At 67.5% G+C, this 26,446-nt stretch carries 26 protein-coding genes; 17 read left to right on the top strand and 9 right to left on the bottom strand.

Annotated elements, in window-relative coordinates; genetic code table 11:
- The first annotated feature begins 90 nt into the window (after nt 1-90).
- From FHW81_RS28045 to FHW81_RS28020, 6 genes are all read left to right on the top strand, one after another.
- On the top strand, nt 91-1,488 hold the full coding sequence (locus FHW81_RS28045; protein WP_029610090.1) for a M16 family metallopeptidase: 1,398 nt from the start codon (nt 91-93) through the stop codon (nt 1,486-1,488).
- On the top strand, nt 1,481-2,968 hold the full coding sequence (locus FHW81_RS28040; protein ID WP_003459246.1) for a M16 family metallopeptidase: 1,488 nt from the start codon (nt 1,481-1,483) through the stop codon (nt 2,966-2,968). The genes FHW81_RS28045 and FHW81_RS28040 overlap by 8 nt, the downstream gene beginning before the upstream one ends.
- The gene (gene rsmD / locus FHW81_RS28035; protein ID WP_003102864.1) at nt 2,968-3,564 is read left to right on the top strand and encodes a 16S rRNA (guanine(966)-N(2))-methyltransferase RsmD; all 597 of its coding nucleotides are present in this window, start codon (nt 2,968-2,970) and stop codon (nt 3,562-3,564) included. Before FHW81_RS28040 ends, rsmD begins: the two co-directional genes overlap by 1 nt.
- A gap of 2 nt (nt 3,565-3,566) precedes the next feature.
- Nucleotides 3,567-4,133: a hypothetical protein gene (locus FHW81_RS28030; protein ID WP_003084491.1), complete on the top strand. Its 567-nt coding sequence runs from the start codon at nt 3,567-3,569 to the stop codon at nt 4,131-4,133.
- A 36-nt stretch (nt 4,134-4,169) separates the two neighbouring features.
- Nucleotides 4,170-5,168 (top strand): hydrolase, encoded by a 999-nt coding sequence (locus FHW81_RS28025; protein ID WP_031756650.1) that lies wholly within the window; start codon nt 4,170-4,172, stop codon nt 5,166-5,168.
- Nucleotides 5,169-5,230: 62 nt separating this feature from the next.
- Nucleotides 5,231-5,641 (top strand): GNAT family N-acetyltransferase, encoded by a 411-nt coding sequence (locus FHW81_RS28020; RefSeq protein ID WP_003084489.1) that lies wholly within the window; start codon nt 5,231-5,233, stop codon nt 5,639-5,641.
- Here the strand turns inward: FHW81_RS28020 and FHW81_RS28015 are convergent.
- Entirely contained in the window at nt 5,626-6,273 is a 648-nt protein-coding gene (locus tag FHW81_RS28015) for a TetR/AcrR family transcriptional regulator (RefSeq protein ID WP_003084488.1), read from the bottom strand. The genes FHW81_RS28020 and FHW81_RS28015 overlap by 16 nt on opposite strands.
- A 288-nt stretch (nt 6,274-6,561) precedes the next feature.
- Between FHW81_RS28015 and FHW81_RS28010 the strand changes: the two genes are divergently transcribed.
- The 6 genes from FHW81_RS28010 to ggt all read left to right on the top strand — a co-directional run bounded on the left by FHW81_RS28010 (nt 6,562) and on the right by ggt (nt 13,107).
- Entirely contained in the window at nt 6,562-7,992 is a 1,431-nt protein-coding gene (locus FHW81_RS28010; RefSeq protein ID WP_003102868.1) for a coniferyl aldehyde dehydrogenase, read from the top strand.
- A 54-nt stretch (nt 7,993-8,046) separates the two neighbouring features.
- Nucleotides 8,047-8,595, top strand: coding sequence for a hypothetical protein (locus tag FHW81_RS28005; protein ID WP_003084486.1), 549 nt, complete (start codon nt 8,047-8,049; stop codon nt 8,593-8,595).
- A gap of 55 nt (nt 8,596-8,650) precedes the next feature.
- On the top strand, nt 8,651-10,246 hold the full coding sequence (locus FHW81_RS28000) for a GMC family oxidoreductase (RefSeq protein WP_070698086.1): 1,596 nt from the start codon (nt 8,651-8,653) through the stop codon (nt 10,244-10,246).
- A 148-nt stretch (nt 10,247-10,394) separates the two neighbouring features.
- On the top strand, nt 10,395-10,874 hold the full coding sequence (coaD, locus tag FHW81_RS27995) for a pantetheine-phosphate adenylyltransferase (RefSeq protein WP_003084466.1): 480 nt from the start codon (nt 10,395-10,397) through the stop codon (nt 10,872-10,874).
- A gap of 120 nt (nt 10,875-10,994) precedes the next feature.
- On the top strand, nt 10,995-11,246 hold the full coding sequence (locus tag FHW81_RS27990) for a YfhL family 4Fe-4S dicluster ferredoxin (RefSeq protein ID WP_003084462.1): 252 nt from the start codon (nt 10,995-10,997) through the stop codon (nt 11,244-11,246).
- Nucleotides 11,247-11,373: 127 nt separating this feature from the next.
- Nucleotides 11,374-13,107 carry a gamma-glutamyltransferase gene (gene ggt / locus FHW81_RS27985; protein WP_003121743.1) on the top strand — a complete coding sequence of 578 codons (1,734 nt, stop codon included), beginning with the start codon at nt 11,374-11,376 and terminating at the stop codon, nt 13,105-13,107.
- A gap of 104 nt (nt 13,108-13,211) precedes the next feature.
- Here the strand turns inward: ggt and FHW81_RS27980 are convergent, their stop codons facing one another.
- The 5 genes from FHW81_RS27980 to FHW81_RS27960 form a co-directional block, all read right to left on the bottom strand.
- Nucleotides 13,212-14,198, bottom strand: coding sequence for a tetratricopeptide repeat protein (locus FHW81_RS27980; protein ID WP_003118791.1), 987 nt, complete (start codon nt 14,196-14,198; stop codon nt 13,212-13,214).
- A gap of 269 nt (nt 14,199-14,467) precedes the next feature.
- Nucleotides 14,468-14,812: a hypothetical protein gene (locus FHW81_RS27975; protein WP_003084452.1), complete on the bottom strand. Its 345-nt coding sequence runs from the start codon at nt 14,810-14,812 to the stop codon at nt 14,468-14,470.
- Between the two features lie 82 nt (nt 14,813-14,894).
- Nucleotides 14,895-15,473: a lysophospholipid acyltransferase family protein gene (locus FHW81_RS27970; protein WP_003084450.1), complete on the bottom strand. Its 579-nt coding sequence runs from the start codon at nt 15,471-15,473 to the stop codon at nt 14,895-14,897.
- Between the two features lie 76 nt (nt 15,474-15,549).
- On the bottom strand, nt 15,550-16,362 hold the full coding sequence (gene mutM / locus FHW81_RS27965; RefSeq protein WP_003102876.1) for a bifunctional DNA-formamidopyrimidine glycosylase/DNA-(apurinic or apyrimidinic site) lyase: 813 nt from the start codon (nt 16,360-16,362) through the stop codon (nt 15,550-15,552).
- A 58-nt stretch (nt 16,363-16,420) separates the two neighbouring features.
- Nucleotides 16,421-17,245 carry an HDOD domain-containing protein gene (locus tag FHW81_RS27960; RefSeq protein ID WP_003118789.1) on the bottom strand — a complete coding sequence of 275 codons (825 nt, stop codon included), beginning with the start codon at nt 17,243-17,245 and terminating at the stop codon, nt 16,421-16,423.
- 215 nt (nt 17,246-17,460) lie between these two features.
- Here FHW81_RS27960 and pfpI point away from each other — a divergent pair, with 215 nt between their 5' ends.
- From pfpI to FHW81_RS27935, 5 genes are all read left to right on the top strand, one after another.
- Nucleotides 17,461-18,000, top strand: coding sequence for a protease PfpI (gene pfpI / locus FHW81_RS27955; RefSeq protein ID WP_003102879.1), 540 nt, complete (start codon nt 17,461-17,463; stop codon nt 17,998-18,000).
- A gap of 72 nt (nt 18,001-18,072) precedes the next feature.
- Nucleotides 18,073-19,269: a class I SAM-dependent rRNA methyltransferase gene (locus FHW81_RS27950; RefSeq protein WP_003102882.1), complete on the top strand. Its 1,197-nt coding sequence runs from the start codon at nt 18,073-18,075 to the stop codon at nt 19,267-19,269.
- A gap of 296 nt (nt 19,270-19,565) precedes the next feature.
- Nucleotides 19,566-21,404 (top strand): dihydroxy-acid dehydratase, encoded by a 1,839-nt coding sequence (ilvD, locus tag FHW81_RS27945; RefSeq protein ID WP_023130977.1) that lies wholly within the window; start codon nt 19,566-19,568, stop codon nt 21,402-21,404.
- A 229-nt stretch (nt 21,405-21,633) separates the two neighbouring features.
- Nucleotides 21,634-23,019 (top strand): nucleobase:cation symporter-2 family protein, encoded by a 1,386-nt coding sequence (locus FHW81_RS27940; RefSeq protein ID WP_003102887.1) that lies wholly within the window; start codon nt 21,634-21,636, stop codon nt 23,017-23,019.
- A gap of 138 nt (nt 23,020-23,157) precedes the next feature.
- A complete protein-coding gene (locus FHW81_RS27935; protein WP_003102894.1) occupies nt 23,158-23,631 on the top strand; it encodes a metallophosphoesterase family protein in 474 nt (157 codons plus the stop codon).
- 15 nt (nt 23,632-23,646) lie between these two features.
- Here the strand turns inward: FHW81_RS27935 and FHW81_RS27930 are convergent, their stop codons facing one another.
- From FHW81_RS27930 to FHW81_RS27920, 3 genes are all read right to left on the bottom strand, one after another.
- Entirely contained in the window at nt 23,647-24,153 is a 507-nt protein-coding gene (locus tag FHW81_RS27930; protein WP_003084430.1) for a dihydrofolate reductase, read from the bottom strand.
- Between the two features lie 82 nt (nt 24,154-24,235).
- Entirely contained in the window at nt 24,236-25,276 is a 1,041-nt protein-coding gene (locus FHW81_RS27925; RefSeq protein WP_023091450.1) for a hypothetical protein, read from the bottom strand.
- Nucleotides 25,273-26,367 (bottom strand): hypothetical protein, encoded by a 1,095-nt coding sequence (locus FHW81_RS27920; RefSeq protein WP_003102900.1) that lies wholly within the window; start codon nt 26,365-26,367, stop codon nt 25,273-25,275. Before FHW81_RS27920 ends, FHW81_RS27925 begins: the two co-directional genes overlap by 4 nt.
- Nucleotides 26,368-26,446 lie beyond the last annotated feature (79 nt).

The raw sequence follows: 26,446 nt of genomic DNA, 5'->3' as shown, positions 1-26,446 counted from the left end.
GACGTGGCCGCCCGGAAAACGGATGGGTATCCTAGCATCTCCTCGCCCGACGGGGCTAAGGGTCCTGCCCCGCAGTGACCTGAGACCCCGGTGGCGGCACGAAAGGTCCAGATCACCATGAAAACCCCAGCTCGCCGCCGCGTCGGCCTGCTCCTAGCCAGCCTTTGTCTCCCGCTTTTCGCCCAGGCGGCGGAAACCCAGCCCACCCACGAGTTCAGCCTCGACAACGGCCTGAAGGTCATAGTGCGTGAAGACCACCGCGCCCCGGTGGTGGTTTCCCAGCTCTGGTACAGGATCGGCTCCAGCTACGAGACACCCGGGCTCACCGGCCTGTCCCACGCCCTCGAACACATGATGTTCAAGGGCAGCCGCAAGCTCGGCCCGGGCGAAGCCTCGCGGGTGCTGCGCGACCTGGGTGCGGAAGAGAACGCCTTCACCACCGACGACTACACCGCCTATTACCAGGTCCTGGCCCGCGACCGCCTGCCGGTGGCGCTGGAGATGGAAGCCGACCGCATGGCCCACCTGAGCCTGCCGGCCGACCAGTTCAAGAGCGAGATCGAGGTGATCAAGGAGGAGCGCCGCCTGCGCACCGACGACAATCCCAACGCCCTCGCCTTCGAGCGCTTCAAGGCCGCCGCCTACCCGGCCAGCGGCTACCACACCCCGACCATCGGCTGGATGGCCGACCTGCAGCGCATGACCATCGACGACCTGCGCCACTGGTACGAATCCTGGTACGCGCCGAACAACGCCACCCTGGTAGTGGTCGGCGACGTCACCGCCGACGAGGTCAAGACCCTCGCCAAGCGCTACTTCGGCGAGATCCCCTGGCGCCAGCTGCCGCCGGCGCGCAAGCCGCTGGAACTGGCCGAGCCCGGCGAGCGCCGGCTCAAGCTGTACGTACGCACCCAGCTGCCGAACCTGATCATGGGCTTCAACGTGCCCAGCCTGGGCAGCAGCGAGAACCCTCGCGAAGTCAACGCCCTGCGCCTGATCGGCGCGCTGCTCGATGGCGGCTACAGCGCCCGCCTGGCCTCGCGCCTGGAGCGCGGCGAGGAGCTGGTCGCCGGCGCCTCCACCTACTATGACGCGTTCAACCGCGGCGACAGCCTGTTCGTCCTCTCGGCCACGCCGAACGTGCAGAAGGGCAAGACCCTCGAGCAGGTCGAGGCCGGTCTGTGGAAGCAGCTCGATGACCTCAAGCAGAACCCGCCCAGCGCCGCGGAGATCGAGCGCGTGCGCGCGCAGATGATCGCCGGGATGGTCTACGAGAAGGACTCCATCGCCGCCCAGGCCAGCAGCATCGGCCAGCTGGAAAGCGTCGGCCTGTCCTGGAAGCTGATCGACCAGGACCTGGAGGCCCTCAAGGCAGTGACTCCGGACGATATCCAGAAAGCCGCCCGCACCTATTTCACCCTGTCGCGCCTGACCCTGGCGCAAGTGCTGCCTGTGAAGGCCGAGGAAAAGGAGGCCCGTCATGAGTGAGCGCACAGGGCTGCGTTATGGCCTGCTCGGCCTGATCGTCATCGCGTTGCTGGCCGCGCTGGCCTATTTCGTCGCGCGTCCCCCCCAGACCCCGGCAGCGGCCCATGCCGCGGCGGTCGAGGAAAACCAGTTGCAGTCGCTGAAGGACGTCGCCAAGCAGGCGCCGGTCCATCGCAAGCTGGACATCCAGGAATGGAAGACCGCCGAAGGTGCCAAGGTACTGTTCGTCGAAGCCCATGAACTGCCGATGTTCGACCTGCGCCTGACCTTCGCCGCCGGCAGCAGCCAGGACGCCGGCACCCCCGGCCTGTCGATGCTGACCAACGCCATGCTCAACGAAGGCGTGCCGGGCAAGGACACCACTGCCATCGCCGCCGGCTTCGAGGACCTCGGCGCCTCGTTCAGCAACGGCTCCTACCGCGACATGGCGGTGGCCGGCCTGCGCAGCCTGTCCGATGCCGACAAGCGGACCCAGGCGCTGAAGCTGTTCGAACAGGTGATCGGCCAGCCGACCTTCCCCGAGGACGCTCTGGCACGCATCAAGAACCAGGTCCTGGCCGGTTTCGAGTACCAGAAGCAGAACCCCGGCAAGCTGGCCGGCCTGGAGCTGTTCAAGCGCCTCTATGGCGAGCATCCCTACGCGCACTCCAGCGACGGCGACGAAAAGTCCGTTCCAACGATCAGCCGCGAACAATTGCAGGCGTTCCACAAGAAGGCCTACGCCGCCGGCAACGTGGTCATCGCGCTGGTCGGCGACCTCTCGCGGCAGGAGGCCGAAGCGATCGCCGCGGAAGTCTCCAAGGCGCTGCCCCAGGGCCCGGCGCTGGCCAAGACCGTCCAGCCGGAAACGCCCAAGCCCGGCCTGACGCACATCGACTTCCCCTCCGAGCAGACCCACCTGATGCTCGCCCAGCTTGGCATCGACCGCCAGGATCCCGACTACGCGGCGCTCTACCTGGGCAACCAGATCCTCGGCGGCGGCGGCTTCGGCACCCGCCTGATGGACCAGGTGCGAGAAAAGCGCGGCCTGACCTACGGCATCTATTCCGGCTTCACCGCCATGCAGGCACGCGGTCCGTTCATGATCAACTTCCAGACCCGCGCCGAACTCAGCGAGGGGGCGCTGAAGCTGGTCCAGGACATCGTCCGCGACTACCTGGCCAACGGCCCGACCCAGAAGGAACTGGACGACGCCAAGCGCGAACTGGCCGGCAGCTTCCCGCTGTCCACCGCGAGCAACGCCGACATCGTCGGCCAGCTCGGCGCCATCGGTTTCTACGGCCTGCCGCTGGACTACCTGGAAAGCTTCCTCAAGCAGGTCGAGGGACTCAGCGTCGAACAGGTCAGGAGCGCCATGGCCAAGCACCTGGACGCCGACGCCTTCGTCATCGTCAGCGCCGGCCCGAGCGTGCCGCAGAAACCCCTGCCGCCACCCACCGCCAAGCCGGCCCAGCAACCCAGCGGCGTTCCGGAGCATTAATGAGCAAACCTACTGCGAAAGCCCCCGGCCGCCACGGCGGCCAGGGACAGCTGCGGATCATCGGTGGCGAATGGCGCAGCCGGCGTTTCGTCTTTCCCGACGGGCCCGGCCTGCGACCGACCCCGGACCGGGTCCGCGAGACCCTGTTCAACTGGCTGGCACCCTATGTCGAAGGCGCACGGGTGCTCGATCCCTTCGCCGGCAGCGGCGCGCTGTTCCTCGAGGCGTTGTCGCGCGGCGCCCGCGAAGGGCTGGCCCTGGATACCAACGGCGAAGCGGTGGCGGCCCTGCGCAACCACCTCGACGCGCTCAAGTGCGGCACCGCCCAACTGGTCCTCGGCGATGCCGTGCGCTACCTGGGAAACCAGGCTCCGAGCGCCTTCGACCTGGTGTTCCTCGACCCGCCGTTCCATCAGAACCTGCTGCAGGACGCCTGCCGCCTGCTCGAAACCCGCGGCTGGCTGAACCCCGACGCCTGGATCTATACCGAGAGCGAGAGCGTCCCCTCGTCCCTCGGCCTGCCCGGAAACTGGCGGCTGCACCGGGAAAAGAAAGCCGGCAACGTACATTACGCGCTCTGGCAGCGGGGAGCCTGAGGATGAGCCCGGCTTCCGCGAGCATTCGCCAACGCCTGCTGGCGCTTGGCGAGCCTTGCGCGGCGCAACCCGCCGCCGACTGGCAGGGCGATATCGCCCTGCCCGCCGAGCTGGAGCGTTTCTACCGCGAGGTCGGCCCACTCGACTGCACCCTGGAGAGTGCCGGCAACCCATTTTTCCTGCCGTCCCTGGCCCGCCTCTGGCAGCGCCAGGCCGGCTATCGCTGGCACGGCATCAGCGGCGAGCGCCTGTCGGGCTGGCAGGACGACTGGCTGGTGGTGGCCGACCAGGGCGCCGACCCGTTCATCCTCGAGACCGGCAGCGGGCGCATACTCTTCGACCTGCATGGCGGCAGGGGCTGGGACCCGGCGCCGTGCTTCGACGACCTGTGGCAGATGGCGGCCAGCCTGGCCTGCTTCGGCGAGGTCTGGAGCGGCGCCGGCGAGGACATCCTGCTGGACGACTGCAGCGTCGCGCCCCGCTATCGGCAGCAGCTCGTCGACGAACTGCAACCGATCCTCGGTTCGCGCCAGCGGGCGGAGGACCTCGCCGACGAGTTCGGCTGGTAAGCTGGTGGCCACACCACCACCGCCCATGACCTGCGCATGACCGCGTCCCCGACCTTCCAGCCCGCCTGGTGGCTGCCCAATCCGCACCTGCAGACCCTGTGGAGCCCGTTCTTCCGCCGCGGGCCGACCCTGGAACGGCAGCGCGAACGCCTGTGGCTGGCCGATGGCGACTTCATCGACCTCGACTGGGCCGGCCCGCACGATGCCGAGACCCCGCTGGTGCTGGCGCTGCACGGCCTCACCGGGTCATCCTCGTCGCACTACATCCTCGGTCTGCAGCGCGCCCTGCTGGAGCGCGGCTGGGCCAGCGTGGCGCTGAACTGGCGCGGTTGCTCGGGGGAGCCGAACCGCCTGCCGCGCGGCTACCATTCCGGGGTCAGCGACGACCTCGCCGAGGTGGTCGCACACCTGCGCGCCAGGCGCCCGCAAGCGCCGCTGTACGCGGTCGGCTATTCGCTGGGCGGCAACGTGCTGCTCAAGTACCTGGGCGAAACCGCTGGGGACTGCCCGCTGCTCGGCAGCGTCGCGGTGTCGGTGCCGTTCCGCCTGGACGAGTGCGCCGACCGCATCGGCCTGGGCTTTTCCCGGGTCTACCAGGCGCACTTCATGAAGGCCATGCTGGCCTACGTGCAGGACAAGCAGCGGCTGTTCGGCGAGCAGGGCCAGGCGGAAGGCCTGGCCGCCCTGCAACGCCTCGGTCCGCTGGAGGGCATGCGCACCTTCTGGGACTTCGACGGCCGGGTCACCGCGCCGCTGCACGGCTTCGCCGACGCCAGGGATTACTATCGGCGCGCGTCCAGCCGCTACTACCTGCCGGACATCCGCACGCCGAGCCTGATCATCCATTCCAGCGACGACCCCTTCGTGTTCGCCCGCAGCCTGCCCGATCGCAGCGAACTGGCACCCTGCACCGAGCTGGAGCTGCACGCCCGCGGCGGTCACGTCGGCTTCGTCGACGGCTCTCCGCGCCAGCCCACCTACTACCTGGAACGACGCATCCCCGACTGGCTGGAGGCCCACCTGCGGCAGCACTGAGCTGGCCGGCGTCCGGCGACGGGCGGCAGAATAGGAACAGGCTGAAGGAAAAAGGGGGGCGAATGGAACTGACGCTGCGGCACAACCCGATGCTCGACGACGCCGACTGCGAGGCGATCCTGGCGATCCACGCGGCGGTCGGCTGGGACCGGCGCATGCCGCCTGCCGAGCTACGCACGCTGTACCAGCATTCCGGGTATTCCCTGCTGGCCGAACGCGACGGCCGCCTGGTCGGCCTGCTGCGCGCCGAGGAAGAAACACCGATTCGCGTCTGGCTGGCGGAAATCGCCGTGCTGCCCGGCGCACAGCGCAGCGGCGTCGGCGCAGCCCTGCTGCGGCGCTTCGCCGAGGATCACCGCGGCGCCTACCTGTTCACCGACGCCACCCTCGGTACCGAAGCCTTCTTCCGCCGCCACGGCATCCACATCCAGCAGGTGCTGGAGAAAACCCTGCGCGATCAGAGCGGCACGTAGAGCCGCTCGGAAATCCCGTCCACCGCATCCTGGGCCTGCGCCTCGATGTGCCCGCTCTCCAGCGCCAGCACCTGGTAGATGCCGCGACGCAGTTGCGCCTCGCTGAGGTCGCCGTCGAGATCGAGGGTGGTGCAGAGGAAGCGCACCCAGGAGGTGAGGATGATCCAGGCGTTGAGGGTCAGGGCCTCCAGCTGGGTCTCGTTCATCCGCAGGATGCCGGCCTCGGTGAAGCCCCGGTAGATCGCCTTGGCGTTGACCAGGCAACGCTGGGCGAAGGCGCGGTAGCGCGCCGCCAGCTCCGGGTCGCTTTCCAGCAGGTGCTCGAGGTCGCGGTGGAGGAAGCGGTAGCGCCACATCGCGGCCAGTAGCGCTTCCAGGTAGAAGGTCTTGTCGTCCACCGTCAGACCCCGCCCTTCGGGCAGGCGCAGGAAGCTCTCGACGTGGCTTTCGTACTCGGCGAACAGCTCGGCGATGATCGCCTGCTTGTTCGGGTAGTGGTAGTAGAGGTTCCCAGGCGATATACCCAGGTGGGTGGCGATATGGTTGGTGGTGACGCTGCGCTCGCCCTGGGCGTTGAACAGTTCCAGGCTGGCCTGGGCGATGCGATCGCGGGTCTTGATGCGTGGTGCCATGGGGACGACGGGCTCGTTCGGGTAACAGTGCGGGGCGCGCCCCGCCGTGACAGCGTAGAAGGTACACAAAGCTGGCCGCCCGGGTCAGCCCCCGGGGTGGCGGCCGGCGACCGGCCCGCCTTTCGTTGGGTACGCAAGCGCCGGGCTGGCAGGCATGCTGTTTGACACTTTAGAGTATTTACTCTAGAAATCCAGCGACGCAGCGAAATTCATCGGACCGAACCAGGTCCGCCATAACGACAGACGCGCGGCCACGCAGCCGCCCACGCTTCGCCGAGGAGCCAGCCCATGGTCGCCGATATCGCCTACCTGCAGCAGAGCCAGCAGGAAATCAACCAGCTCGAAGCCCTCTTCGCCCGCCAGCGCGCCGCCTACCTGGCGCAGCCGATGCCCGACGCCACGCAGCGCGTGCAGTGGCTGAAGGCCCTGCGCGACCTGCTGTTCAAGGAACAGCAGGCACTGATCGAGGCCATCGACCGGGACTTCAGCGCGCGCTCCGCCGACGAGACCCTGCTCGCCGAGATCATGCCCAGCCTGCACGGCATCCACTACGCCGCCAAGCGCGTGAAGAAATGGATGAAGCCCGCGCGCCGCGCGGTCGGCCTGCAATTCCAGCCGGCCTCGGCCCAGGTGGTGTACCAGCCGCTGGGCGTGGTCGGGGTGATCGTGCCTTGGAACTATCCGCTGTTCCTCTCCATCGGCCCGCTGACCGGGGCCCTCGCCGCCGGCAACCGGGTGATGATCAAGATGAGCGAGTCGACCCCGGCCACCGGGCGCCTGCTCAAGGACCTGCTGGCGCGGATCTTCCCCGAGGACCAGGTCGCCGTGGTGCTAGGCGAGGTAGACGTCGGCGTGGCCTTTTCCAAGCTGCCGTTCGACCACCTGCTGTTCACCGGCGCCACCAGCGTCGGCAAGCACGTGATGCGCGCCGCCGCCGAGAACCTTACCCCGGTCACCCTGGAGCTGGGCGGCAAGTCGCCGGCGATCGTCTCCGACAGCGTGCCGATGAAGGACGCCGCCGAGCGGATCGCCTTCGGCAAGAGCCTCAACGCCGGGCAGACCTGCGTCGCGCCCGACTACGTGCTGGTACCGAGCCGGCGCGTCGAGGAATTCGTCAGTCAGTACAAGGAGGTGGTCCAGGGCTTCTTCCCGCGTCTTTCGGACAACCCCGACTACACCGCGATCATCAACGAGCGCCAGCTCGGCCGCCTCCGGGGCTATCTCGACGACGCCCGCGAGAAGGGCGCGACCCTCGTCCCGCTGTTCGCCGAAGGCCAGCAGCGGCGCCTGCCGCAGACGCTGCTGCTGAACGTCAGCGACGACATGAAAGTGATGCAGGAGGAAATCTTCGGCCCGCTGCTGCCGGTGATCCCCTACGAGCGCCTGGAAGACGCCCTGGCCTATGTCAACCAGCGCCCGCGACCGCTGGCCCTGTACTACTTCGGCTACGACAAGGCGCAACAGCAGCGCGTGCTGCACGAGACCCACTCAGGCGGTGTGTGTCTGAACGACACCCTGCTGCATGTCGCCCAGGACGACATCCCGTTCGGTGGCGTCGGTCCCTCCGGCATGGGCCACTACCATGGCCACGAAGGCTTCCTCACCTTCAGCAAGGCCAAGGGCGTGTTCAGCAAGCCGCGCTTCAACGCCGCGCGAATGATCTACCCCCCCTACGGCAAGTCGATCCAGAAGCTCGTCTACAAGCTGTTCGTGCGCTGAACCGGGGCGCGTGCGGCGCCCCCTCATTCCTACGCTGCAGGTGACATAACAACAATGAGCGACACCACCCTTGAAAGCGCCGGCCTGTCCCGACGCAGCCTGATGAAAGTCGGCCTGATCGGCGGCGCCTTCCTCGCCACCGCGGGCGTCACCGCCAGCCTCACCGGCTGTTCGGCGGAGAAACCGGCGAGCGGCCTGGAAAAAGTCCGCGAATCCGACCTGCCGTTCCTCCGTGCGCTGCTGCCGGTGATGCTGCTCGGCGCGGTTTCCGCCGAGCAGATGCCGAAAGCCGTGGAGGGCGCGATCCAGAGCCTCGACCACAACCTGGCGCGGCTCTCCCCGGAGATGTTCAAGCTCACCCAGCAACTCTTCGACGTGCTCGCCCTGCCGCTCACCCGTGGCCCGCTGACCGGTATCTGGGGCAGTTGGGAGAACGCCAGCGGCGACGACGTGCGGGCATTCCTTTCGCGCTGGGAAAACAGCTTCATCGGCCTGTTGCGGATGGGCCACAGTTCGCTGATGCAACTGGCGATGATGGCCTGGTACGCCCGCCCCGAGGCGTGGGCCCATTGTGGCTACCCCGGACCGCCGAAGATCGCTTGAGCCGCCCCCGGAACAATACGAAGAGCCCGAAGCCGCCTAGCCTGAGAGTGCATTCATGCCTGTACCCGATCTGTTCGCCGAGGGCCTCGCCCGCGGCTGGAAAACCTACAACGGCTCGCGCCTGGACGACGACCTGGAGCTGGAGGCCGACGTGGTCGTGGTCGGCACCGGCGCCGGCGGCGGCACCACCGCGGAAATCCTCAGCGCCGCCGGCCTGAAGGTGCTGCTGGTGGAAGAAGGCCCGCTGAAGACCAGCAGCGATTTCAAGATGCAGGAGGCCGACGCCTACCCCGAGCTGTACCAGGAAGGCATCGGCCGGATGAGCAAGGACGGCGCCATCACCATCCTCCAGGGCCGCGCCGTGGGCGGCACCACCCTGATCAACTGGACCAGCAGCTTCCGCACCCCGGAACCGACCCTGCAGCACTGGGCCCAGGTCTACGGGGTCAAGGGCCACAGCGCGGAGGACATGGCGCCCTGGTTCGAGAAAATAGAGCAGCGCCTGCACGTGGCGCCCTGGGCGCTGCCGCCGAATGCCAACAACGACGTGATCCGCCTGGGCTGCGAGAAGCTCGGCTATCACTGGAAGGTCATCCCGCGCAACGTCCTCGGTTGCTGGAACCTCGGCTACTGCGGCATGGGCTGCCCGGTCAACGCCAAGCAGTCGATGCTGGTCACCACCATCCCGGCGACCCTCGACAAGGGTGGCGAGCTGCTCTACCTGGCGCGCGCCAACCGGCTGCTGCTGGACGGCGACAAGGTGACGGGCCTCGAATGCCTGGGCATGGATGAGCGCTGCGTGGCGCCCAACGGCCGCCGGATCAGGGTCCGGGCCAGGCACTACGTGCTCTCCGGCGGCGGCATCAACACCCCGGCGATTCTTCTCCGCTCGAAGGCGCCTGATCCGAGCCAGCGGGTCGGCAAGCGCACCTTCCTGCACACGGTGAATTTCAGCGCGGGGCTGTTCGACCGGGTGATCAACCCCTTCTACGGCGCACCGCAGTCGATCTACTCCGACCATTTCCAATGGGACGACGGTGTCACCGGACGCATGTCCTACAAACTGGAGGTGCCGCCGCTGCAACCGTCGCTGGCCTCGGTGCTGCTCGGCGGCTTCGGCAGCGACAACGCCCTGCGCATGGAACAGCTACCGCATACCAACATGATGCTCGCCCTGCTCCGCGACGGCTTCCACCCGGACAGCGCGGAGGGCTCGGTCGGCCTGCGCGGCGACGACACCCCAGTGCTCGACTACCGGATGACCGACTACACCTGGGACGGTATCCGCCGTGCCTTCCATACCATGGCGGAGATCCAGTTCGCCGCCGGCGCCCGGGAAGTGCGGCCGGTGCACAGCGACGCGCGTAGCGCGAAGAACCTGCAGGAGGCGCGCGGGATCATCGACGGCCTGCGCCTGGAGATCTACCGCACGCGCCTGGGCAGCGCCCACGTCATGGGCGGCTGCGCCATGGGCGAAGACCCGGCCGTGGCGGTGGCCGACAGCCTCGGCCGCCATCACCACCTGCGAAACCTGTCGATCCACGACGGCTCGCTGTTCCCTACCAGCATCGGCGCCAACCCGCAGCTCTCGGTCTACGGTCTTACCGCGCAACTGGCCAGCGCGCTGGCCGAACGCCTGGCCAGGGCCTGAACCGCCGCTGGGCCGGCCGCGCGCCGCGGCAGCCGGCCCGGCGCCATCAGACCTATGGGCTAAAGGCCGATGGCCCGTGCGTCTTGGCCGCACGGGCATCCCTGCGCTACCATCCGATTCCCTTACGAAACCCTGCCAGGACGTAGCGATGAACCGAGTGCTGTACCCAGGCACCTTCGATCCCATCACCAAGGGTCACGGCGATCTGATCGAACGTGCTTCACGGCTTTTCGACCATGTGATCATCGCGGTCGCCGCCAGCCCCAAGAAGAACCCCCTGTTCAGCCTGGAACAGCGGGTGGCGCTGGCCCAGGAGGTCACCAAGCACCTGCCGAACGTCGAGGTGGTGGGCTTCTCCACCCTGCTGGCGCACTTCGTCAAGGAGCAGAAGGCGAATGTCTTCCTCCGCGGCCTGCGCGCGGTTTCCGACTTCGAGTACGAGTTCCAGCTGGCCAACATGAACCGCCAGCTCGCCCCCGACGTGGAAAGCATGTTCCTCACCCCGTCGGAGAAGTATTCCTTCATTTCCTCGACGCTGGTCCGGGAAATCGCCGCTCTCGGCGGGGATATCAGCAAGTTCGTGCATCCGGCCGTGGCAGACGCCCTGGCGGAACGTTTCAAGCGCTGATCCGCATCTCTCCGCCGGCCTCCCGTCGGCGCCCCGCGTGCACTGCGGGCGCCGATGCGGCACAATTCCGCTATTCCCGTTACCGATGCCGTGGCTGTCCGTCGCGGTTGGAGTTGTTAGATGTCCCTGAAAATCACTGACGATTGCATCAATTGCGACGTCTGCGAACCCGAATGCCCGAACGGCGCGATCTCGCAAGGCGAAGAAATCTATGTGATCGATCCCAATCTCTGCACCGAGTGCGTCGGCCACTACGACGAGCCGCAGTGCCAGCAGGTCTGTCCGGTGGACTGCATTCCCCTCGACGACGCCAATGTCGAGAGCAAGGACCAGTTGATGGAGAAATACCGGAAGATCACCGGCAAGGCCTGATCCCCGCCGGCGCCTGTCCTTCAGGGACGGTTCGCGCCCCGTCCGACGCGCTTTTGGCTATCCTTGGCAATCCAGTCTGAGGCGTTCACGGTCCCGTCCCGCGAACGCCGCTGAACAGTGAGCCGCCATGTCCTTCCTGAACCTGCCCGTCCGTACCCTGGTCGCCGCCTGCGGCCTGTCCCTGCTCAGCCTCGCGGCGCATGCCGACAGCTTTCGCGGCGACGCCCACGCACCGCAGCAGGCCGCCGTCGCCACGCCACATCCGGCCGCGACCGTCGCCGGCCTGGAAACCCTGGCCAATGGCGGCAACGCCTTCGACGCCGCGGCGGCCATCGCCGCTGCCCTGGCGGTAGCCGAGCCTTACGGCTCGGGACTCGGCGGCGGTGGATTCTTCCTTCTGCGCCAGGCCGGTGCGCAGCCGACCTATCGCTTCCTCGACGCCCGCGAGCGCGCGCCGAAGGCCGCCTACGCCGACATGTACCGGCGCAATGGCAAGGTCGACCCCAGGCTGTCCGTCGACGGCCCGCTGGCGGCGGCGATCCCCGGCCTGCCGGCGGCGCTGGTCGAATTGAGCAGCCGCTACGGACGCAAGCCCCTGGCCGACAATCTGGTGCCGGCGATCCGCCTGGCGGTGGATGGCGTATCCGTCGACCGGATCTACCGTGACCGCGCCGCCATGCGCCTGGAAGCGATGCGCAAGGACCCGGAAACCGCGCGGATCTTCCTCGACAAGGGCGGAATCCCCGACGAATGGAACCTGCTCCGCCAACCGCAGTTGGCACGTACCCTGGAACGCCTCGGGCGCTACGGGCGGATCGGTTTCTACGAAGGCGAGACAGCGGACAAGCTGCTCACCGGGGTCCGCGCCGGCGGCGGCATCTGGAGCGCGGCCGACTTGCGCGACTACCGGGTGATCGAACGCCGCCCGCTGGAGGTGAAGCTGGCCAACGGCCGCGAACTGATCAGCGCACCGCCGCCCTCGGCCGGCGGCGTCGCCCTGGCGCAGAGCCTGCAGATGCTGGAACAGCTGCCGTGGCAGAAGGCCGAGCCGGTACAGCGTGCCCATTACGTGCTGGAGGTCCTGCGCCGTGCCTACCGCGATCGAGGCCTGCTCGGCGACCCGGACTTCGTCGCCAACCCGCTGCCCAGTTTGCTGGCGCCGGACTACCTGAAGCGCCTTGCCGCCGGCATCGACCCGCGCCGCGCCACGCCCAGCTCGGCGCTGCCGGAGGCGCCGGCCTGGCGCGAAGGCGACCACACCACCCACTTCGCGGTGATCGATGCCCAGGGCAACGCGGTGGCCGCCACCCTCTCGGTGAACCTGCCGTTCGGCGCCGCCTTCACCGTTCCCGGTACCGGCGTGGTGCTGAACAACGAGATGGACGATTTCGCCGCCGACACCCAGGGCGCCAACAGCTACGGCCTGGCCGGCAGCCAGGCGAACGCGGTGGCGGCCGGCAAGCGCCCGCTGTCGAGCATGAGTCCGAGCTTCCTGGAAAGCCCGACCGACTTCGCCGCCTTCGGCACCCCTGGCGGCAGCCGCATCCCGAGCATGGTTCTGATCTCCATGCTGCAGTACTTCGACGGTCGCCCGGTCGGCCAATGGGTCGCCGCGCCGCGCTACCACCACCAGTACAAGCCGGACGTCGTCGAGTACGAACCGCGCGCCTTCAGCGATGCCGAGGCCGCCGAACTGCGCCGGCGCGGCTATCAGCTCAAACGCCTGGAGCGCAGCTACGGCAACCAGCAGGTGCTCTACTGGGACAAGCGCAGCGGCCGCGTCGACGCCGCCAGCGACCCGCGCGGGATCGGCTACTCGTCTCTGTCCCTGGAGGCGCAAGCGCAGCCTCGGCCGCACTGAACAAACGAGAGACAGCGCTCAAAAAATGTTCGACGATCTCACCCAGATAGGCGCCGCGTAGGGATTTCGCCGACGAGTCCAGCTGGCAATCCAGGCGGCGTGCCTCACTGGCTCGCCGCTTCAACCGCCTGCTGCGCATCCTCCGCACTGGCTTCCACCGCCTCCGGGTCAGACGGGGCGCCCTCCATGCCTCGGCCGGAGTGCCGGCGATCGGCGGCACCGGAGCAGTCGGCGACACCGGACAGCTCTCCATCCAGCGCAGCATGAATCCAGTTTTCCAGGCGGGTGTACCAGGCTGCGTTCGCGGCGCTCTCCAGCCAGGCAATGGCATCCGCATCCTGCTGCTGTGCGGCCTTTTCCAGCCAGAGCCGTGCTTGCAGCTTGTTCATCCCGGCACCTGAACCGTTCCAGTAGGCCTCGCCCACCTTGAACTGGGCACGGGCATCTCCCTGGGTCGCAGCCTTGCAGAACCACTGGAAGGCCTTTTCCCGGCTGCCGGCATAACGGTCCAGCAGGGCGGCTTCCTCGTCTGAAGTGGCGGAATAGACGCCTTGCGAGTCGTCCAGGTAGAACCATCCCAGATTGGTTTCGGCGTCTTCGCTACCGCTGGCCGCCGCGCGTTCGAACCAGGTCCCGGCCTTCACCCGGTCCTGGTCGACCCCTTCGCCTCTCCAGTAGAGAACGCCCATTTCATTCTGGGCGGCGGCATCCCCCTGCTCCGCGGCCTTCCGGAACCAGCGTGCCGCCTCGGTCTTGTCCTGTGGCCCGCCGTCACCATCGCGATAGAGCATGGCCAGTTGGATCTGCGCGCGGACCATCCCCGCAGCGGCCGCCTTGCCCCACCATTCGCGCGCGCTGGCGTAGTTCTGTTGCTGGTAGAAGTAGGCGCCGAAATCGAACAGAGCCTGCGGCTCCCCCGTCTCGGCGGCCTGGCGGAGGCGGGTGAATTCGGCGAACAGTTCATCGCCGCGCTTGTCGCCCTGCTCGGCCTTGGACTGCTCCTTGGCGAGGTCGGACACCGCATCCTCCGCCCAGGCGAACGAGGGTACGGCAAGAGCAAGGACGGACAGGAACACCCACTGACTGAACATACGCGAAATCCTTATCTTGGTTGAGCCGGTCGGCCACCCCTGGTCGACCTTGTGACCTTGCTGGTCAGCAGGACACTGTCACCATCGGAGAGTCCGATCAAGTGCCGCGAACGGTCCGTGCGGAACATCTGTCATCGGCCGATGCGGCGCTATAGCTGCCGCCTGCCGTGGCGGAAGAAAAGACTTAGCCCAATCTCCGTGCCCCCTGCAATGCATCGAGAAAACAAAAAGCCGGTCGATGACCGGCTTTTTTTCATTCCGTTGGAAACTCAGCTTTCGTCGTGGTTATAGCCGCTGGTGGTGCAGCCCAGGCAACGGACGAAGGCTTCCTTGCCCGGATCGACCACCAGCGCCTGGCCGGCCTTGCCGACGCTGCCGCTGGCCGCGGTGAACGGCAGGCTGACCACGAAGGCCACCGCCCCGACGGCCGTGGCGGCGATCAGGAAGGGACGGGCGATGAGCAGATCGCCGATCATGGCGTACGCGGGGGGCGCTTCGACGGTGTACATCGGGTCGCCGCTGGCGTTTTCCTGCACGGCATCCGCCAGCGCGGGCATGGACGAGAGCCCGGTGGTCAGCGCCAGCACGAGCGCGGTGGTGCGAAACAGGTTCATGGAGGCGGTCCTTTCTGGTTTTTGGTTGGGCAGATATCGCCTAACTATAACAGCGCTGCGGGTAGTGCCAGCGTGACCGCCTTCAATCGCCGAGGAATGCGTAGTGCGGCTTTTTCGGGATGAACGGCCGGTAGAAGCCGATCAGGCTGCACAGGTCGGCGTCCTCGTTGCCGGTCGGCCAGAAGGGTTCGCCGATGACGATCCGCCGGTTTTCGTAGTCCAGCGCCGCCGGCACCACCGGTACGCCGGCGCCACGGGCGATGTGGTAGAAGCCCATGCGCCAGCGGTCGACCTTCTTGCGCGTGCCTTCCGGAGCGATGATCAGCATGAACTCGCGGTGCTCGCGGAAGGCCTGGATCGCCTGGTCCACGGTATTCAGCTTCAGGTGGCGCTGGATCGGGATACCGCCCCAGCGCCGCATCAGGCCGCCCAGCGGGCCGTTGAACAGGGTGTGCTTGCCGAACCAGCGGGCGTTCAGGCGCAGGACGAACTTGGCGGCAAGGAAGGCCACGAAGTCCCAGTTCGAGGTGTGGTGGGCGCCGATCACCACGAACTTGTCGAGCGCGGGCAATTGGCCCTCGATCTTCCAGCCGGAGAGTTTCAGCATGGCATGGCCGAGCGACTCGACCAGGGTGTTGCGAGGCAGGTAATTGCCGGACATCGTGCACCTTTCTTATGGCAGGCCGCTCACCGTGGCGGCCCTTCTTGTGGCGGTAGAGTATGCGCGGCGCGGCGCTTCAGCGTTGGCAGCGCGGGCAGTACACGCTGGCGCGCTGGCCTAGGCGGATCTCGCGCAGGGTGCTGCCGCAGACCTTGCAGAACTCCCCGCCACGGCCATAGACGAACAATTCCTGCTGGAAGTAACCGGGCTGGCCGTCGCCGCCGACGAAATCGCGCAGGGTGGTGCCGCCGCGCTCGATGGCGATCGCCAGGATCCGCTTGATCTCCTCCGCCAGGCGCAGGTAGCGCGCCTTGGAGATGCTCCCGGCGGGCTTGCGCGGATCGATGCCGGCGGCGAACAGCGCTTCGCTGGCGTAGATGTTGCCGACCCCGACCACCACCGCGTTGTCCATGATGAACGGCTTGACCGCCATGCTCCGCCCGCGCGACAGCTCGAACAGACGCTGGCCGGCGAAAGCGTCGGTCAGCGGTTCCGGGCCGAGGTTGCGCAGCAACTCGTGTTCCAGTGGCGCCAGGCTCCAGAGCATGGCGCCGAAGCGCCGCGGATCGGTGTAGCGCAGGGCCATGCCCGAGGCCAGCTCGATGTCGACGTGCTCGTGGCGACTGGCCGGGGTGCCGCTCTCCACCAGCCTCAGGCTGCCGGACATGCCCAGGTGGCTGATCAGCGTACCGGCCTCGGCGCCCAGCAGCAGGTACTTGGCGCGGCGCTCGACGCTGACGATGCGTTGTCCGGACAGGCGCACGTCCAGGTCTTCGGGAATCGGCCAGCGCAGGCGCCGCTCGCGCACGATCACGCGCTCGACGCGCTGGCCTTCGAGGTAGGGGGCGATGCCCCGGCGGGTGGTTTCGACTTCGGGTAGTTCGGGCATGGCGGCAGCAATCCGGTTGACCGCGGCACCTTAGCAGGAAGCGCCGCGGCGCGGCCAGTCAGTAGCTGCCCTGGCCGACGCCCAGCTCGAGGATCGAGCCCTTGAGGTTCTCGAAGTCGTAGTCGGTGAGCCCGACGTAGTCCAGCACCAGCGCACCGATGCTGTTCCATTCGTGGTCTTCCGGCTGGTTGCCGAGGACCCGGTGCGAACCGCAGATGTGCTCGGCCATCTTCAGGATCGCCAGCAGGTTCTTCAGTTGGGTATCGCGTGCCGATTCGTCGCCGAATATCGACAACGCGTTGTGGTGGTTGGCGATCGCCTCGCAGACGTGCTCCGGCAGGCGCCAGGAGCGCGCGGTGTAGTAGCCGACCACCGCATGGTTGGTGTTCAGCACGCGGTTCTCGGTGTCCACCACCCGGCGTTCGTCGCTGGCGGCGGCGTAGGCCTCTTCCAGCACCGCCATGTAGTGCGGGAAGCGCTTGAGCATCAGCGGGATGCCGCAATTGTGGAACAGGCCGAGAGCGTAGGCTTCGTCCACCGATTCGTAGCCGATCCGCTTGGCCAGGCTCAGGCAGCTCATGGCCACGTCCTGGGCGGTGTCCCAGAAACGGTTGAGGGTGACGATGGTGTCGTCGCTCATCTCACCCTTGATCGACTGGGCGTTGATCAGGTTGATCACCGAACGACTGCCCAGCAGGTTCACCGCGCGCTGGATCGAAGTGATGCGATTGGCCAGGCCGAAGAACGGCGAGTTCACCAGTTTCAGGAGAGCCCCGGAAAGGCCCGGGTCCTGGCTGATCAGCCTGGCAATGTTCTTCAGGTCCGGATTGGGCATGACCTGCTCCATCTGCAGGTCGACCATGATCTGGGGTTGCGGCGGCACGCTGATGCCTTGCAGGGCCTGGCGGATCTGCTCGGCGGTGAGTTCTTGGACCATGAGGACGGAGGCGAAAGTTGACGGTGCGCGCAGTTTACCCGGAGAACCCCGCCATGGGGCGGGCTTCTACCGGAAAAGCGGCGCCAGGCAACGGACATGGAACTTTTCCCGCAGCCGCCAGGGTCGGAATGAATACCCCTTCTGATATCGGGAGACATGCCATGACCCAATCCCTGCACGGCAAGGTCGTCGCCGCCCTGGTGACCGACGGTTTCGAACAGGTCGAACTGACCGGTCCGAAAAAAGCCCTGGAAGACGCCGGCGCCACGGTAAGGATTCTTTCCGACAAGGCCGGCGAGGTGCGCGGCTGGAACCATCACCAGCCAGCCGAGGCCTTCCGCGTCGACGGCACCTTCGAAGACGCCAGCCTGGACGACTACGACGCCCTGCTGCTGCCCGGCGGGGTGATCAATTCCGACCAGATCCGCAGCCTGGCCAAGGCCCAGGAACTGGCGATCCGCGCCGAACAGGCGAGCAAGCCGGTGGCGGTGATCTGCCACGGCGCCTGGCTGCTGATCTCCGCCGGACTGGTGCAGGGTCGTACCCTGACCAGTTGGCCGTCGCTCAAGGACGACATCAACAACGCCGGCGGCCACTGGGTGGACCAGGAGGTAGCGGTGGACGGCAAGCTGGTGAGCAGCCGCAAACCCGAAGACATCCCGGCCTTCAACCGTCGATTCATCGAAATCCTCGCCGGCTGAACGGCCCGCGTTCGCGCAGCGGCGAATCCCGTCGCTGCGCTATAATCGCGCTCTTTTGCCGGAGCCTTTCCCATGACCCTGCCCAGCTTGCGTCTCAAAGCCAACGCCGAGCGCCGCCTGCGCGCCGGCCACCTGTGGGTCTACAGCAACGAGGTGGATGTCGCCGCGACGCCGCTGAATGCCTTCGCCGCCGGCGACCAGGCGGTGCTGGAAATGGCCAACGGCAAGCCGCTGGGCATCGTCGCGCTGAGCCCGAACAATCTCATCTGCGGCCGCCTCATTTCCCGTGATACCAAGCACGTTCTCGACAAATCGCTGCTGGTTCATCGCATCAACATCGCCCTCAGCCTGCGCGAGCGGCTTTTCGACAAGCCGTTCTACCGGCTGGTCTACGGCGATTCCGACCTGCTGCCCGGCCTGGTGGTCGATCGCTTTGGCGACGTGCTGGTGGTGCAACTGGCGTCCGCAGCCATGGAACTGCGCAAGGACGAGGTGCTCGCCGCCCTGCTGCAGGTGCTCAAGCCCGCCGCCGTGCTCTGGAAGAACGACTCCAGCGCGCGCGACGCCGAGGGCCTGGAGCGCTACGTGGCCAATGCCTACGGCGAAGTGCCGGAGTGGGTCGCCCTGGAAGAGAACGGCGTGAAGTTCGAGGCGCCGGTGCTGGCCGGGCAGAAGACCGGCTGGTTCTACGACCACCGCATGAACCGTGCGCGCCTGGCGCCCTACGTGCGGGGCAAGCGGGTCCTCGACCTGTTCAGCTATATCGGTGGCTGGGGCATCCAGGCCGCCGCCTTCGGCGCCAGCGAAGTGATGTGCGTGGACGCGTCCGCCTTCGCCCTCGACGGCGTCGAGCGCAACGCGGCACTGAACGGCGTGGCGGAGAAGGTCGCCTGCGTCGAGGGCGACGTGTTCGAGGCCCTGCGCGAGCTGAAGGCCGCCGACGAACGCTTCGACGTGGTGATCGCCGACCCGCCGGCCTTCATCAAGCGCAAGAAGGACCTGAAGAACGGCGAGGCCGCCTACCGCCGTCTCAACGAACAGGCCATGCGCCTGCTGAGCAAGGACGGCATCCTGGTCAGCGCCTCCTGCTCGATGCACCTGCCCGAGGACGACCTGCAGAACATCCTGATCGGCAGCGCCCGCCATCTCGACCGCAACATCCAGCTGCTCGAGCGCGGCGGCCAGGGCCCCGACCATCCGGTGCACCTGGCGATCGCGGAAACCCGCTACATCAAGAGCCTGACCTGCCGGCTGCTGCCCAACGGCTGAGCCCGTCCCGGCGGATGAGCGCCTGCGTTCATCCGCCCTACGGCCACCGCCGCTCATGGCGCGACGCGCCGCTCCGCCGACCGCCAGCCTTCCCCATTCGCCCGCTCTGGGCTTAGAATCCGGGCATTCCTCGCCAATCATCCCCCGGCGGGCAGTGAGCCCAGGCCGTCGCCAATGGTGACCCCATTCAGACCCCGGCCAACTCCGTACACTCGGCTATTCCCCGTTTGCATCCGGTTCCTTCGACGCTCACGATACAGTCATAACCCGAACCTGATTAGCCGCAGGAAATCGTCATGCCCGATTACCGCTCGAAAACCTCCACCCACGGCCGCAACATGGCCGGCGCCCGCGCCCTCTGGCGCGCCACCGGGATGAAGGACGAAGACTTCAAGAAGCCGATCATCGCCATCGCCAACTCCTTCACCCAGTTCGTGCCCGGCCACGTGCACCTGAAGGACCTCGGCCAACTGGTCGCCCGCGAGATCGAGAAGGCCGGCGGCGTGGCCAAGGAATTCAACACCATCGCCGTCGACGACGGCATCGCCATGGGCCACGACGGCATGCTCTATTCGCTGCCGAGCCGGGAGATCATCGCCGACTCCGTGGAATACATGGTCAACGCCCACTGCGCCGACGCCATCGTCTGCATCTCCAACTGCGACAAGATCACCCCCGGCATGCTGATGGCCGCGCTGCGCCTGAACATCCCGGTAGTGTTCGTCTCCGGCGGGCCGATGGAAGCCGGCAAGACCAAGCTGGCCAGCCACGGCCTGGACCTGGTCGATGCCATGGTGGTGGCCGCCGACGACTCCTGCTCCGACGAGAAGGTCGCCGAGTACGAGCGCAGCGCCTGCCCGACCTGCGGCTCCTGCTCCGGCATGTTCACCGCCAACTCGATGAACTGCCTGACCGAGGCGCTCGGCCTGTCGCTGCCGGGCAACGGCTCGACCCTGGCCACCCACGCCGACCGCGAGCAACTGTTCCTGCGCGCCGGGCGCCTGGCCGTGGAACTCTGCCAGCGCTATTACGGCGAAGGCGACGACAGCGTGCTGCCGCGCAACATCGCCAACTTCAAGGCCTTCGAGAACGCCATGACCCTGGACATCGCCATGGGCGGCTCGACCAATACCATCCTGCACCTGCTGGCCGCCGCCCAGGAGGCCGAGGTGCCGTTCGACCTGCGCGACATCGACCGCCTGTCGCGCAAGGTGCCGCAACTGTGCAAGGTGGCGCCGAACATCCAGAAGTACCACATGGAAGACGTGCATCGCGCCGGCGGCATCTTCTCCATCCTCGGCGAACTGGCCCGCGGTGGCCTGCTGCACACCGACGTCCCCACCGTGCACAGCCCGAGCATGGCCGACGCCATCGCCCAGTGGGACATCACCCAGACCCGCGACGAAGCCGTGCACACCTTCTTCAAGGCCGGTCCGGCGGGCATCCCGACCCAGACCGCGTTCAGCCAGAACACCCGCTGGCCGAGCCTGGACGACGACCGCGCCGAGGGCTGCATCCGCAGCGTCGAGCATGCCTATTCCAAGGAAGGCGGGCTGGCCGTGCTCTACGGCAACATCGCTCTCGACGGCTGCGTGGTGAAGACCGCCGGGGTCGACGAGTCGATCCACGTGTTCGAAGGCAGCGCGAAGATCTTCGAAAGCCAGGACGCCGCGGTGAAAGGCATCCTCGGCGACGAGGTGAAGGCCGGCGACATCGTGATCATCCGCTACGAAGGACCGAAGGGCGGGCCGGGCATGCAGGAAATGCTCTATCCGACCAGCTACCTGAAGTCCAAGGGCCTGGGCAAGCAGTGCGCCCTGCTCACCGACGGACGCTTCTCCGGCGGCACCTCGGGCCTGTCCATCGGCCACGCCTCCCCGGAAGCCGCCGCCGGCGGCGCCATCGGCCTGGTGCAGGACGGCGACAAGGTGCTGATCGACATTCCCAATCGCTCGATCAACCTGCTGGTCAGCGACGAAGAACTCGCCGCACGCCGCGCCGAACAGGACAAGAAGGGCTGGAAGCCGACCGCGCCGCGTGCCCGCCGCGTCAGCACCGCGCTCAAGGCCTACGCCCTGCTCGCCACCAGCGCCGACAAGGGCGCGGTACGCAACAAGGCGCTGCTGGACGGCTGAATCGTCCCGCGACGAAAAAAGCCCGGTCCCGCGCCGGGCTTTTTCATTCACGCGTACGCGCGCCGAATGGCGGATAATCGCAAGCGGTCATTCGCCCTACCGCTCACCCACGCTCCAACCGCAGGGCGCATACGCCACCGGCGTTATCCGCCGACATGCGGCGCAGCCAGGCCTGGGCGAGACCGTGTTCGCCCAGTAAAATCGCGCTCTTTTTCCCCGGACCGCCACCATGAGTTCCCTGCAAAGCCCGTCGGACGCCAGCGCCCGCAACGACCTGGTCTATGGCCTGGACGACCGTCCCAGCGCTCCCATCGCCCTGCTCGCCGCCCTCCAGCACCTGCTGGCGATCATCGTGCCGATCGTTACCCCCGGCCTGCTGATCTGCCAGGCGCTGGGCGTATCGCCGCGCGACACCAATCTGATCGTGTCGATGTCGCTGGTGATCTCCGGCATCGCCACCTTCGTCCAGTGCAAGCGCTTCGGCCCGTTCGGCGCCGGACTGTTGATCGTCCAGGGCACCAGCTTCAACTTCGTCGGCCCGCTGATCGCCGGCGGGGCGCTGATGGTCAAGCAGGGCACGCCGGTGGAAAGCGTGATGGCGGCGATCTTCGGCGTGGTCATCGCCGGCTCCTTCGTCGAGATGGGCATCTCGCGCATACTGCCGTTCGTCAAGCGGCTGATCACCCCGCTGGTGACCGGCATCGTCGTGCTGATGATCGGCCTGACCCTGATCAAGGTCGGCCTGATCAGCATGGGCGGCGGCTTCTCGGCGATGTCCAACGGCACCTTCGCCAACGGCGAGAACCTGCTGCTGTCCGGCGTGGTGCTGGGCATCATCGTGGTGCTCAACCGCATCCCGGTGGTATGGATGCGCAGTTGCGCCATCGTCATCGCCCTGGCCGTCGGCTACGCGCTGGCCGGCTACCTCGGTCGCCTGGACTTCACCGGCATGCACCAGGCCGAGCTGTTCCAGGTACCGACCCCGCTGCACTTCGGCCTGGACTTCTCCTGGCCGCTGTTCATCCCGATGCTGGTGATCTACCTGGTCACCTCCCTGGAAGCCATCGGCGACGTCACCGCCACCAGCAAGGTGTCTAAGCAACCGGTGGAAGGCCCGCTGTGGATGCAGCGGATCAAGGGCGGCGTGCTGGTCAACGGCGCCAACTCGTTCCTCGCCGGTATCTTCAATACCTTCCCCAGCTCAGTGTTCGCCCAGAACAACGGGGTGATCCAGCTCACCGGCGTGGCCAGCCGCTACGTCGGCCTCTGGATCGCCGCCATGCTGGTCCTGCTCGGCCTGTTCCCGAGCGTCGCCGGGGTCATCCAGGCGGTGCCGGAACCGGTACTGGGCGGCGCGGCGATGGTGATGTTCGGCGCGGTGGCCGCTTCAGGCATCAACATCCTCGCCGGCATCCAGCTGGACCGCCGTGCCCTGCTGATCATCGCCGTATCCCTGGCCCTCGGCCTGGGCGTTTCGCAGGTGCCGGAGTTCCTCGCGCACATGCCCGCGGCGCTGCGCAACGTGCTGGAGTCCGGGGTCGCCACCGGCGGCATCTGCGCCCTGCTGCTGAACTGGTTCCTGCCGGAAAGCCCGGTCCAGAAGGCCGGACACTGATAGGCGCGGCGCCACCTCCGGGTGGCGTCGCGGTTTTCGCCGAAGGGTTTTCGTACCCGGCCAATGGTTGGGTATGATCGACGGCATGGCCATGCCCGTCGGCCACCCTCTTCCGTCCCGCAACCCGGACCCGCGCCCATGCCCCAGTCCCGCCGCCCGTTGCGCATCGGCCTGATCGCCGACACCCATGGCCTGCTCCGGCCCGAGGCGCTGGAACGGTTGCGCGGCTGCGACCAGTTGATCCATGCCGGCGACATCGGCAAGCCGGAAATCCTCGCCGAGCTGGAACGCCTGGCGCCGCTCTCGGTGGTGCGCGGCAACAACGACACCCAGGACTGGGCGGCGGACATCCCCGAGCGCCTGCTGCTGAAGATCGGCCGGCTGACCCTCTATGTGCTGCACGACCTCAAGCGACTCGACCTCGACCCGGCCGCCGAAGGCATCGACGTGGTGGTCGCCGGACATTCGCACAAGCCGCTGAAGGAAGAGCGCGACGGCGTGCTCTACCTCAACCCGGGCAGCGCCGGGCCGCGGCGCTTCAGCTTGCCGATCGGGATCGGCGTGCTGGAAGTGGCGGGGAAGAAGATCGAGGCGGAGCTGATCACCCTCTGACCCCGCCTGGAACCGTCAGCGGCGCTCCCATACCTCGAAGGCGTAGGCAGGCGCATCGTCAGCCGCGGCGTGTTCGATGCTCGACGCCAGGCGCCAGGCCGCACCATCGATCTCGGGGAAAAAGGCGTCGCCCTCCGGCGCCAGGCCAACCCGGGTCAGGTAGAGACGCGCGGCGCGCGGCAAGGCCTCGGCATAGAGCTGGGCGCCGCCGATCAGCATCAGTTCGTCGGCGTCCTCCGCCTGCGCCCACGCCTCGGCGCGCGCCAGCGCGGCGTCCAGGCTGGCGAACACTTCCGCACCCTCCAGTGCCAGGCCGGCCTGGCGGCTGACCACCAGGTTTAGCCGGCCCGGCAGCGGCCGACCCAGCGAGTCCCAGGTCTTGCGCCCCATGATCACCGGCTTGCCGAGGGTCATCGCCTTGAAATGCTTGAGGTCGGCCGGCAGGCGCCAGGGCAGGCGGTTGTCGATGCCGATCGCGCGGTTCTCGCCAAGGGCGGCGATCATCGCCAGCGGTCGTGCCATGGGGTTACCTCATCGTGGAAGGACAAAGGCGCGAGGATAAACACTCGCGCCGGCGGACTCCAGGCCAACTGTGCGGGCCGGCCTACAAGGGATTGGCATACGGCGGCACCTGCATGAAGAAGGTGCCATCCTCGTTGACCTGGGTGGTGCCGGTCGCCAGCACCTTGCGGTAGTCCTGCAGGTTGAAGGTCAGCACCTGGTCCGGGGTCTCGGTCTTCAGCAGCACCTGGGCGTAGGTGATGAGGATTTCGAAGATCTTCAGGTCGCCGGACTGTAGCCAGAGGAAGGATGGGCCCGCCGCGACCGGCGGGCTGAACACCGGCGACGGCTGGCCGGGCGCCTGGGAGAAACGCAGGTGCAGCCCCTGGTCGTCGAGCCAGGCCTCCTGTACGTGGCCGTCGATGCCCAGCAGCGGGAAGACCTTGCGGTAGTCCAGGCGCATGGCGCTGCCCACCAGGCTCGCCCCCGGCCGATCGAGGCTGACCAGCGCCGACATCGGCAGGCCGACCAGGCTCATCGCCCCGTACAGCGGCAGACCGACCACCCTCAACTGGTCGGGCCGATAGACCAGCGCGCCGCTGGCCGCGTCCACCTCCACGCCGCCGCCCAGCCGCAGCGGCAGCCAGGGCCCTACGCCGAGCGGACGCACCCGCCCCTCCACCTCCAGGCGTCCCGCCGCACTGCTCATGCGGAAGTCCTTCAACATGGTCCCGTCGTAGGCGAGGATGTGCTCGTTGAACAGGTTGGCCAGTTGCCGCGGGCTGAGCAGCACCTCGCCCTCCATCACCTGGAAATGCATGTCCTGCGGACGGTCGAAGTCCACCGGCTGGCCGGCCCGGTTCGGCACCAGCCAGCCCTTCACCTCGGGCACGTGGAAACCGATGTTGCCGCGCAGGTACATGTCCACGTTGCGCAGCAGTATGCCGACGCCATCCTGGCCGGAATCCGCCGGCCCGGCCGTACGCATGGGCAGCGGCACCGGCGCCGGCGGGACCTGCCGGTACCAGCCCTCGCGCAGCAGGGCCAGTTCGCGCTGCTGCCGGTCGATGGCGCTTTCGGCCTGGGCCGCACTGGCCGCCAACAGGCAACAGCCAAGCAGTACGCCCCACGGACGCCGGCTCACAGCCGTGCCTCCAGCGGCGCCGGCGCCTTCACCGGCGACACGGCGATCTGCACCATGCCGTCCTCGCGCAGGCGGATCACGCCGTTCTGCAGTTGCCGCCGGTAGTCGTAGAGATTGAACAGCAGCGGCTGCCCCGGGCTGAGGCTGGTGAACAGGGCATAGGCCTTGACCAGCACGGTGCGCGCCATCTTGATATCGCCGCCCTCGATGAACATGTAGCTGTCCGGCGCCCGTAATGCCGGCCATTGCAGGTCGGCCAGGGAGTCGCCGAGGGCGAGTTGCATGCCGCCGTCGGCCAGGGCCAGGCGACTGACGCGGAAGTCCAGGCGCGGCGGCGGGAACAAACCGTCGAGGTCGACGCGGATGCGGTTGCCGACCAGTTCCATGTGCCGGGTCTTCAGCTTCAGCACCTCGGACATCTCGATCGAGGCCGCCGCCAGCGACGAAGTGACCTCGACCCCGTCGACGAAGATCCGCCGGGGTACCAGGGTCACCTCCAGCGGACCGCTCAGCTCGATCTCGGTGAGCATCCGCAGCGGCCGCCAGCGCCCCTTGCGCAACAACTCGCCACGCACTTCCTGGCCGTCCTTGCGGGTGTTCATACTGAGGTTGCGCACGGCCGCGCGGGACGCAGCGAGGTCCTGGTTGAGCAGGGTCGCCAGGGTGGCGTCGCTGACGAATATCTCGCCGGCCTGGATCCGCGCCACCATCGCCGTCGGATCGTCGAGCGACAAGGGCGCGCCGGGACGAGTCGGCTCCATGCGGATCAGCATGCGCTGGATGAAGAAACCGATGTCGTCGTGCAGGCGGAAGTCGGTATCGGCGATCCACAGTCGCGAACTCGCCGATCCCGAGCCGCGGGCGCCGACGCTCGCCTCCAGCGTGCGCGGCGGCACGGCGCTCATCAGGCTGTCCGGCTGGCGTCCCCAGTCATCGGTAGCGGCCGTCGGCACACGCGCTTCGACACGGGCCGGCGGCGCCACGGCCTGGCCGCCGCCGTGGGCATCGAAGGCCAGCCAGGCGCCCAGCAACAGGCAGGCCAGTTGCAACGACAGGCAGGGAAACGCGGAGGCAGGTTGCGCGGAAGCCATCACCGATCCTCTTATTGTTATGCGAGCGCCGTCACCCTATACCCTGCCCCGGCCGTCCGCCCCTTTCGTTGGATTGGCC

The sequence above is a fragment of the Pseudomonas sp. RC10-4-2 genome (assembly GCF_050433085.1).
In the GTDB taxonomy this organism is placed as follows: domain Bacteria; phylum Pseudomonadota; class Gammaproteobacteria; order Pseudomonadales; family Pseudomonadaceae; genus Pseudomonas; species Pseudomonas aeruginosa.
The sequence above is the reverse complement of the archived record's forward strand: the minus strand, read 5'-3'. Positions and strand labels throughout refer to the sequence as shown.